Raw genomic sequence first — 9,869 nt, 5'->3', positions numbered from 1 at the left:
GCAACCTTATTTCCAGAACACTTCTTATCTTAGATTAGAAGAACAATACAATCAAGTTGGAAAAGCCAACTGATTACACTACATATTATACGAGGAGAACGTACCTTCAAAAAAGTTGGGTAAGTTCTATTTTATTTTTTTAGGCATTGTAAATCAATTGAAACACATAGAATATTTATACTTGAAAAGTCATGAAAAATTAAGTAGATCATACTTATTATTAAACTCTTTTAGAATAGTTCGATCATTAATAAAAAAAAGCCCACCTAAGTGAGCTTTCTAAAATTATTTGCTTAATTCAGCGAAGTATTTAATTGTTCTTACCATTTGGCTAGTGTAAGAGTTTTCATTGTCATACCAAGCAACTGTTTGAACTTGTGTAGTTCCGTTATCCATTGGGATAACCATTGTTTGTGTAGCATCGAAGATTGATCCGAAAGTAGATCCTACGATGTCTGAAGATACAAGTTGGTCTTCAGTGTATCCGAATGAATCGTTAGCTGCTGCTTTCATAGCTGCGTTGATTGAATCAACTGTAACGTCTCCATCAACTACTGATACTAAGATTGTACTTGATCCAGTTGGAACTGGAACACGTTGTGCAGAACCGATTAATTTTCCGTTTAATTCAGGAATTACTAATCCGATTGCTTTTGCAGCTCCTGTTGAGTTAGGAACAATGTTTACTGCTGCTGCACGAGCACGACGTAAGTCACCTTTACGGTGAGGTCCATCTAATAACATTTGGTCTCCAGTGTAAGCGTGAATTGTTGACATAATTCCAGCTTTAATTGGAGCAAGTTTGTTTAATGTGTCTGCCATTGGAGCAAGACAGTTAGTTGTACATGAAGCAGCTGAGATAATTGTGTCGTCTGCTTTTAATACACCTTCGTTAACTCCGAATACTACTGTTGGTAAGTCGTTTCCAGCTGGTGCTGAAATAACAACTTTTTTAGCTCCTGCAGTAATGTGAGCTTCTGCTTTAGCTTTTGAAGTGTAGAATCCAGTACATTCTAATACTACGTCTACATCTAAATCACCCCAAGGTAATTTTGAAGCGTCAGCTTCTGCGTAAATTTTAATTTCTTTTCCGTCAACTGTGATTGAACCTTCACCAGCTTCTACTTTGCTAGCTAATGCGTAAGTTCCTTGAGCTGAGTCATATTTTAATAAATGCGCTAACATTTTAGGATCTGTTAAATCGTTAATTGCTACGACTTCATATCCTTCTGCACCAAACATTTGTCTGAATGCTAGACGTCCAATACGTCCAAAACCATTAATTGCAACTTTTACTGCCATGTTAAAAGTCCTCCTTCGTTTTACCTACTCATTATATGATTATCAAATGTTAATGTCAATTAACATCACCCGAAAAATCAAACTTTTGTGAAAATATTAACTTTTACGTAATCATGCATGGAATAAAGGTTTCTAAAACAACACATCCTATATTTATCATAGACAAATATAGCTTCAATGGTGAATCAATCCATACCCATTTATTTTTTATTCTCGTTCAGTTTATCTAAATCATTAGGAGATCTAGATATAGAATTTGTACATATGAAAAAAATTGATGATGTATCTATCAAAGCAACAAAAAAATGAATCAAATCATTCCTTTATTATGTATACTAGTAAAACAATTGTACATGCTAACGAGAGAACTGTTATAACAAACATACCTATTGCTACTACGCGGTTTAATTACGCAAGATATATCTTACACTTAATTCATATATGCAAGACATAATGGTATCAATAAATGACCAAATAATCGACATCATACACACTATAATACAAGTAAAAACTAGCAAATGCATTATGGCACACTTGCTAGTTTTATAGTTACGATTATTTAAATAATTTGTTTGTGTCTTCTGCTGCAATATCTGGAACACGACGAATTTCTAATTCTACTCCAAGATCTTGTAGTTTTTTGAATGCTGCAACATCTGCATCATCAACAGCTACTGTAGTCGCAACTTGACGTTTTCCATCAGCCATGTGCATGTTTCCAATGTTTACTTTTTTAATTGGAACTCCACCTTCCACTAGACGTAATACATCTTGAGGTGTTTCACAAATGATAGCGATTTTTTGTGCATCACTTGCACGGTCGATAATATCGATCGTTTTTTGAATTGTAAAGTAACGAGTTTGTGCATAAGCAGGTGCTGCCATGTTCATCAATCCTTGACGGAATTCATCTCCAGCTACTTCATCATTTGCAACAAGTAATAAGTTAGCTCCTACTACTCCGGCCCATTGTGTTGCTACTTGACCGTGAATCAAACGGTTGTCGATTCTTGTTAATACTATATTTGGCATTTATATTTCCTCCTTGGTAGTTCTCTATCCTATATTATATCTACTACCCTACCTTTTTAGTATACTCTAGTTATTGAAATTTGCACTTTTTTTACACAAATTTGCGACAATATTTTTAAAAAACTGCCAAGCATTATACGCGAGGCAGTTTATGTATGAATATCATACGTTTATATTCCAGAGAGAGTTATACAGTTCAAAGCCTTTAATTACTCAGTTGGGTATTCGTACCATTCAACAAGTGGTGTATATCCACCTGGAAGAGGGTTACCGTTTTCGTCTTGAGCTTGTGAGTTACCAGCAAGTACTCCAAACATTGTTCCAACAATACCTACTACGATAAGAAGCATGATACATTTTGTTGGAGTCCAACCTTTTTTAATTAAGAAGTAAAGACCGATTGTAATAGCTAATGGTAAGATTTTTGGTAAGATACCATTTAATAAAGATTGTACGTTGATTGCTGGGTCAGAAATAATGATACGTACTTCTGTTCCACCGTATGCAGCAATTAATGAACCTACTACGAAGATCCCTAAAATTGAAGCAGCACGAGTGAATTCTTTTGCATTACTAGTAATTGTAGAAACAGCTTTTGTTCCTAAGTTGTAAGACCAGTTCATTAACCAAATACGAATTGCAAATTGCACTGCGTTAAAGATTAATAAGAATAATACTGCCCCTAAGATAGATCCATCAAGAGCTAAGTTACCACAAATACCTGCAGTAATAGGAACTAGAGTATACCAGAATAATGCATCCCCGATACCACCTAGTGGTCCAGCTGCAGCAATACGTACTGAACGAATTGTTTGAATATCAGTTTTTTGTTGCTCCATTGAAAGCACGATTCCCATAACGAATGTTACTAAGAATGGGTGAGTGTTAATGAAGTCTAAGTTGTGTTGCATAGATAAAGCTAAGTCGTCTTTGTTCGTGTGAACTTCTACAAGTCCAGGAATCATTCCGTATAGCCATCCACCTGCTTGCATTCTTTCGTAGTTGAAAGATGCTTGTAAGAATAATGATCTCCAGATCATTTTGTTTAATGCTTTTTTACTAACTTTGTTAGCTGGAGTTAAATCATTATAGTGTGTTTGAGTAACATTAGATGCCATCGCTCATTCCTCCATTCCCAGCAGATCCTGCTGAAGCTTTAATTTTTGAGTTCAATTGGTAGTCAGCAAGTGCAATTGCCAATCCAATGAATGATACTAATAACAATGCAGATCCTGAAATTGAAGGTACAGCACTCATGATTACAGTAACTGCGAATCCTGCAAGGAAGTATCCCCACATGTCATTAGACATCATAACTTTCATAAGAACTGCGAATCCAACGAATTTCATCATTCCTCCGGCAGCGTCTAATCCAGCCATTACCCATGAGAAGTTAAGTGAGAATTCACGAAGTGCTTCTCCTAATGCTTGTCCTGAGTATAAACCAGCAACAGCGATTACTCCGAATAATGTTCCAAGAATAGCCATTGAAAGGTAGTTAATGTGTGCAATTCCTTTAGTGTCAGCTTTAGCAGCAGCTTCGTCAGCTTTAGCCATCATACCTGACATTAAAGTAAATGTAACTGTTACAGCGTATTGTCCGAATACTGCGAATGGTACTGCTAATCCAAGAGCAGCTCCAACTCCTTCAGCACTTGGCTCAAGTCCTAGTGAAATCGCGAATACAGTCGCCATGATTCCACCGATAATTGCGTTTGGTGGTTGTGCTCCACCTACAGGCATACTACCAATTTGCATTAATTGGTAAGCCCCACCTACTACAACTCCTAGTTCAAAGTTTCCTAAAATTGCTCCAATAATAGGACAAAGAACTACTGGTTGGTAAAGTGATTCTAAGAAACTGAATTGGTCGATCGCCATTATGAATGTAACAACGAAAACCAATAAAGCTTGTATAATATTTACGTTCATTAGTTTCTCCTTTTTTAATAATAATTCTTACTTAAATAATTTGTTTGTGTCTTCTGCAGCAATGTCTGGCACACGACGAATTTCTAATTCGACTCCAAGATCTTGCATCTTTCTAAAAGCAGCAACGTCAGCATCATCAACAGCTACTGTAGTAGCAACTTGACGTTTTCCATCAGCCATGTGCATATTTCCAATATTAACTTTTTTAATTGGAACACCACCTTCAACAAGTTTTAATACATCTTGAGGTGTTTCACAAATGATTGCGATTTTTTGTGCATCGCTTGCTTTTCCGATTACATCGATCGTTTTTTGAATTGTGAAGTAACGTGTTTGTGCATATGCTGGTGCAGCCATATCCATAAGTCCTTGACGGAACTCATCTCCAGCTACCTCATCATTTGCAACTAACAATAAGTTAGCTCCTACAACTCCGGCCCATTGCGTAGCAACTTGACCATGAATCAGACGGTTGTCGATTCGTGTTAATACAATATTTGGCATATACTCTCTCTCCTTCTGTAGTGCAAATCGAGACAGGCTTCACTACATCTTCATTTTAATACACAAAGGGTAAAAGTATTTGCACTTATTATTAATGAGTTTGCACTTTTCGTTAAAATTGTGTGAATCACATAATATTTTGTTGTTTTTACAACAATATAAGCGTTTTCAAAGCAAAATGTTTATGTGATAGTATTTTCTTGTAATTTTTTACCAATTCATTTTTACCTTCCCAAATTTGTATGATACACTAAAAAGACAAGGGAGGACTATGCTCTATGTTTAAAAAAACAACAAGTTATATCTTTCAAAAATATGGAGAGATTTTCCAGGACTTCTCACAAGGTAGTTCCATTCTCTCTCCAGGGAAAAAAATAAAGAAAATCTCAAACAAAAGTGTCGACTTTCTTTATTACAGTGAAAGTGATACATACTTGCGAGTAAATGAAGGAATTGTTCTACTTTTGGTACAAAGTCGTGATGATAGCGAAATCGAAAAATTCGTTATTCACCGTGTCGTTCGCTTGGAACCAGGTGTGCGTTTTAACTTTATTAGCATCACCAGTTCTGCCAAACTTGAAATTTCAACAACTGGTAATTATACAAGAAATCGAATGAAGCTCGATGCACCAATCGAATATATGCCGATACGACCACGGATCTTTGTTGAAGAAGTACTTGCTTGTTACTATCAAGTACGTAATACGAGTTATTCATTTGCAGGAGAGTCTACAAACCACTGGGAACTCACCTTCATTGATAATGGAGAACTGCAAACACGAGTAGAAGATCAAGACTTTGAACTTGGACAATACGATTTGATGTTCTATATGCCAAATCAATTCCATAACCAATATACAAGAGCTGACCAAACGTGCTCCTACTTAACAGTTATGTTTGATATGAAGTGTGATAATGAACATGTAGACAGTCTTAACCAACGCGTCTTTAAAGCTAACCGTGAAATTCTTGACACGATTAACCTTTTTGTTAAAACTAGTGAAGGCGATGAACCCTATCAAAGAGAATTACTTGTCTCATATCTTGAACAAATTCTAATTCGTTTGATGTATTTTGATTACATTGATGACTTACCAGTCAAAACAAGTCCAATGCAACAGAAGTTCGAGAATGAATTACTAAATGAAATTCTCATTCATATCAACGACAACATCTACTCGGTGATCACCATTGAGAATCTATGTAATGAATTTAATATTTCACGTAGCAGCTTACAACAATTATTTAAAACCAATTTAAATATGGCTCCAAAACAGTACATTTCTGATTTGAAACTGAACCGATCTAAACAATTGATTAAAGAATCAAAATACACGATTTCAGAAATTTCAAACATTCTTGGTTTTGCATCGATTCATTACTTCTCAAGAAAGTTCAAACAACAATTTGGCATCACACCAAGTGATTATGCTAAAACCATATATAACTAAAAAAATAGCAACCATGCTATTTTTTTTACTTTATTACTCTTGTTAGCCACTCATATACAATGGCCATTTGCTCTTTTGTATGAAACCAGTGTTCTTGATCTTTTGCAACATATACATTTGCATTATGCTTGCACACAAAGGTATCAATCGTTTCCTTTTTTGTAAGATGATCGTTTGTTGCATAGAGAATTTCTGTTTCTACATTCCATATTATGGGATGTTTTCTAACATAGCAAAGATATTCCCAAGACAAGGTTTCATCAAAACTTGTCTCAGTTTCTTTTTGTTTCTCTAATTGTTTTTCACTGACATTCGCCCAAGTCATCATATCCATGATTAATTGTTCCATATCCACGATTGGTGAAATAAAATATGCCATATTAATTTCTCTATCTTGCAAAGAATGCATCGCAAAATAAGCACCAATACTGTTTGCTAGAATAGAAATACTATCATAATCTTTATGTATTTCATCATAGCTTTTTTGTATCTTTTTTTCGACAATCCAAGGCACATCCACTTCATAATCAACACCAATTAATGCATACTCTTTACACAAATTATTATATAGTGATACCTCTTCATGTGAACCACCTTTTCCATGAATATATAATAATGCTTTTTTCATAATATTTACTCCCTTACACAAAAAGTCTATCATGCATTTTAGTTTAAACAAATAAAAACGGACCATCAAAGTCCGTCTTATATCAATTAAATTCCGTCAGTTGGTTCTGTTTGAGCCGCTGGTTTTTTAATTTCAAATTTCACAATTTGATCTTTACCAGTGTTAATTGCCATATCAACTAATGCATGAACATCTTCAATCATTGTTCTTGCCATTGTAAGCTCTGCAATCATAGGTAAGTTTGTTCCACCTAACACGTATACATCTTTGTATCCTTGCGCAAGTGTAGCAGCCACTTTAAATGGTGAACCACCTGGAAGGTCACTTAATACGATGATTCCTTCACATTCTTTTAAACGGTCGAATGCTTCGCGTAATTCATCTTCTAAGATTTCTGGTGTTTTTTCTACAGTGAAATCCACATATTCATAGTTTGCTGGTTCTCCAGCGATTAAGTTTACTGAGCTTGTAAGCCCTGAACCGAAATTTCCGTGTCCTGTTACTACTAATCCGATCATAATCTTTCTCCTTTTATTTCTTTATGTACGGGTAGATTGTTACCCCTTTTACTACACGATTCACTTCACCTGTTGGACATGGATTGTCTGGTGTTTTTTCTAGTGAAAGACTCTTGTAGTACGCAATTAATTGAGCCATAACGATGTATTCAAGTCCTAAGAAAACATTTTCCATTTTCTCTTTGTTGTCAAAACTGTAGAAGTAATCTACAAGTTCTTCTGCTTGTTCATCTTCACTTGATGAAATCGCAAGAATTTTATTACCTTTACGTTGTGGACTCATTTCTTTAAGAATATCAATCTCATATTGACGTGTATAAGCATCGTCACTTAAGTATACAACTGTAAGTGTTTCTGGGTCAATAATCGATTTTGGTCCATGACGGAAACCAAGTGGTGTATCATACATAGTCACAACTTCACCAGCTGTTAATTCTAGCATTTTTAATGCTGATTCTTGGGCAACACCTTTATTTGTATTACTTCCTAAATATACAATACGTTTGAAATCAAATCCACTGACTAACATTTCAGGGAATGTGTATTGTTCGTTTACTAATTCATCTACACCTGCAGCAATTGCATCCACACGGTTTTTCATTTCATCTAGGTTATCTAAATTAAAACTTAAAACAGTTGCCAAATACATATTTGAGAAACTTGAAGTCATCGCAAAACTTTGGTCATGTGTTTCAGGTGTTAAGTTAATTGCATAACAGTTGTCTTTACCTTTGGCAAATTCTGATAATGCACCTTCGTGGTTACATGTAATAAATAAGTGGTAAATGTTTTCACAAACCACGTTTGCAACTTCAACTGCTGCAACAGATTCAGGAGAGTTTCCTGAACGTCCATACGAAATAAGTAAAGTTGGTTTCGTACGTGATAAGTAGTTCTCTGGGCAAGCAACAATATCAGTTGTTGCATAAGAACGTGCCTTATTGTTTAATTTTGTGTTTAAGTATGAGAATACTGCATTCCCAACAAACTCACTTGTTCCAGCACCAGTTAAGATAACATCAAAGTCATCTTGTGTGATTACCTTATTGATAAATGCTTGGATCGCATCTTTTTCACTTTCTACTTGCGCTAACGTTTTTTTCCACGTTTTAGGTTGTTGGTGAATTTCACTTGCTGTCCAAAACGCATTTTCTTTTTTTAATTCATCTATTGATACGTTATAAATCATTTTAATACCTCCGCTCAATTGAATTATAACCCTCTTCCTCTAGAATTCAATAAATACGCCTTGATTTGTTAATTTGTGCAAATGATTCGCTAATTTATTATGGATATTCCATAATGAAGGCTATATAATAAAATCTAGAGGTGAAATATATTATGGCAAAAGAAATCGTTTTAAACGGGAAAAACATATATTATGATAAGCACAATCGTGCAATCTACTACAACAAACGTAAACAAACAGGATACGTAATTCCAAGTGATGCAACGCAACGATATCAAGTATTGAGTTATCGATATGCAATTGCACTTGTTGCATTTATCTTCTGTGAATTACTATTCAATTTGAATCACTGGATGTCACTATTAATTGCTGCTTTAAGTTTTGTTTACATGGAGTGGCATTACCGTAAATTACTTGCAAGATTTACGCAAATTAAAAGTTTCAATCCAAGTGCAGCACGTGCATCTACAAATGAAGCTAAAAAAATAGAAAAAGGTGGTTTAATTTTACGTATTTGTCTATATGTAGCACTATCTGTACTACTTGTAGCAAATGTAATCATTGAAAATTACATCGAAACTAATTTACTCATTGCACTTGCATCATTTGCAGTTGCCTTATTAAGTGGCTATATGGCAATACGTTATGTAATTGCATTGACTAAAGAATAGGATAAAGGAGAAAACACATGAATTATGTTATTATCGCATTTGTTGTAGTTGCACTATCTACAATTGTTATTCAAGTATTAAAAAGAACGCAATTTAAAAAATTATTAACCTACCTTCAAACAGGTGACTTTAAAACCTTTGAAGCAAAAATTGATACACCATTGATGAAATACCTATACCCTCAATTTAACCGTGATTACTTACGTTTAAATGCATACGTACTACAAGGTGATGAAAAGAAAATTGAAGCAGGATTGCAAAAACTTCTTAGCTACAAAATGTCGAAGAAACAAAAAGAAGACGTATATATGAAGGCTTTCAACTACTATGTAGGAGTTGAAAAACCAGGGAAAGCAAAAGAAGCTTTAGATTTAGTAAAAACACTGGATCATCCGGCAATGGAAGCGGAAGCACAACGTATTTATGATATCTTCATGATGAAGAAATCAAACTACATTGATGAAATGTTGGAACAATTTGAAATGCAGGATAGTACCGCAAAAGGTGTAACTGCATACTTATTATCTGTGCAATACGAAAACAAAGGCGATAAAGCAAATGCAAAAAAATATGCGGATATCTCTAAAAATTTAATGGAAAAAAACGCAAATAAATAAGTTAGAAAAAAGCTTGGCTCTTCTT

The 9,869-nt window shown here is 34.7% G+C and carries 11 protein-coding genes; 3 read left to right on the top strand and 8 right to left on the bottom strand.

What is annotated here, in order from left to right:
- Positions 1-285: 285 nt before the first annotated feature.
- The 5 genes from gap to agaV (EDD63_RS05110) all read right to left on the bottom strand — a co-directional run bounded on the left by gap (position 286) and on the right by agaV (EDD63_RS05110) (position 4,770).
- A complete protein-coding gene (gene gap / locus EDD63_RS05130) occupies positions 286-1,302 on the bottom strand; it encodes a type I glyceraldehyde-3-phosphate dehydrogenase (protein WP_134169154.1) in 1,017 nt (338 codons plus the stop codon).
- Between the two features lie 555 nt (positions 1,303-1,857).
- Entirely contained in the window at positions 1,858-2,334 is a 477-nt protein-coding gene (gene agaV, locus EDD63_RS05125) for a PTS N-acetylgalactosamine transporter subunit IIB (protein WP_134169152.1), read from the bottom strand.
- Between the two features lie 209 nt (positions 2,335-2,543).
- Entirely contained in the window at positions 2,544-3,452 is a 909-nt protein-coding gene (locus tag EDD63_RS05120) for a PTS system mannose/fructose/sorbose family transporter subunit IID (protein ID WP_134169150.1), read from the bottom strand.
- Positions 3,442-4,266 (bottom strand): PTS mannose/fructose/sorbose/N-acetylgalactosamine transporter subunit IIC, encoded by an 825-nt coding sequence (locus tag EDD63_RS05115; protein WP_134169148.1) that lies wholly within the window; start codon positions 4,264-4,266, stop codon positions 3,442-3,444. Before EDD63_RS05115 ends, EDD63_RS05120 begins: the two co-directional genes overlap by 11 nt.
- A 27-nt stretch (positions 4,267-4,293) precedes the next feature.
- On the bottom strand, positions 4,294-4,770 hold the full coding sequence (gene agaV, locus EDD63_RS05110; RefSeq protein WP_134169146.1) for a PTS N-acetylgalactosamine transporter subunit IIB: 477 nt from the start codon (positions 4,768-4,770) through the stop codon (positions 4,294-4,296).
- Positions 4,771-5,048: 278 nt separating this feature from the next.
- On the opposite strand from agaV (EDD63_RS05110), the gene EDD63_RS05105 reads away from it, so the two are divergent.
- Complete coding sequence (locus tag EDD63_RS05105; RefSeq protein ID WP_134169144.1) at positions 5,049-6,221, top strand: helix-turn-helix transcriptional regulator; 1,173 nt, start codon at positions 5,049-5,051, stop codon at positions 6,219-6,221.
- A 25-nt stretch (positions 6,222-6,246) separates the two neighbouring features.
- On the opposite strand, the gene EDD63_RS05100 is transcribed toward EDD63_RS05105, so the two are convergent.
- From EDD63_RS05100 to EDD63_RS05090, 3 genes are all read right to left on the bottom strand, one after another.
- Complete coding sequence (locus tag EDD63_RS05100) at positions 6,247-6,849, bottom strand: alpha/beta hydrolase (protein WP_134169142.1); 603 nt, start codon at positions 6,847-6,849, stop codon at positions 6,247-6,249.
- Positions 6,850-6,935: 86 nt separating this feature from the next.
- Positions 6,936-7,367, bottom strand: coding sequence for a PTS galactosamine/N-acetylgalactosamine transporter subunit IIA (gene agaF / locus EDD63_RS05095; RefSeq protein ID WP_134169140.1), 432 nt, complete (start codon positions 7,365-7,367; stop codon positions 6,936-6,938).
- 13 nt (positions 7,368-7,380) lie between these two features.
- Positions 7,381-8,556 (bottom strand): SIS domain-containing protein, encoded by a 1,176-nt coding sequence (locus EDD63_RS05090; protein ID WP_134169138.1) that lies wholly within the window; start codon positions 8,554-8,556, stop codon positions 7,381-7,383.
- Positions 8,557-8,708: 152 nt separating this feature from the next.
- Between EDD63_RS05090 and EDD63_RS05085 the strand changes: the two genes are divergently transcribed.
- Together EDD63_RS05085 and EDD63_RS05080 are read left to right on the top strand one after the other, a co-directional pair.
- Positions 8,709-9,227: a hypothetical protein gene (locus EDD63_RS05085; RefSeq protein ID WP_134169136.1), complete on the top strand. Its 519-nt coding sequence runs from the start codon at positions 8,709-8,711 to the stop codon at positions 9,225-9,227.
- 17 nt (positions 9,228-9,244) lie between these two features.
- On the top strand, positions 9,245-9,844 hold the full coding sequence (locus EDD63_RS05080; protein ID WP_134169134.1) for a hypothetical protein: 600 nt from the start codon (positions 9,245-9,247) through the stop codon (positions 9,842-9,844).
- The last annotated feature ends 25 nt before the right edge of the window (positions 9,845-9,869 follow it).

The sequence above is a fragment of the Breznakia blatticola genome (assembly GCF_004365815.1).
Lineage (GTDB): Bacteria > Bacillota_I > Bacilli_A > Erysipelotrichales > Erysipelotrichaceae > Breznakia > Breznakia blatticola.
The sequence above is the reverse complement of the archived record's forward strand: the minus strand, read 5'-3'. Positions and strand labels throughout refer to the sequence as shown.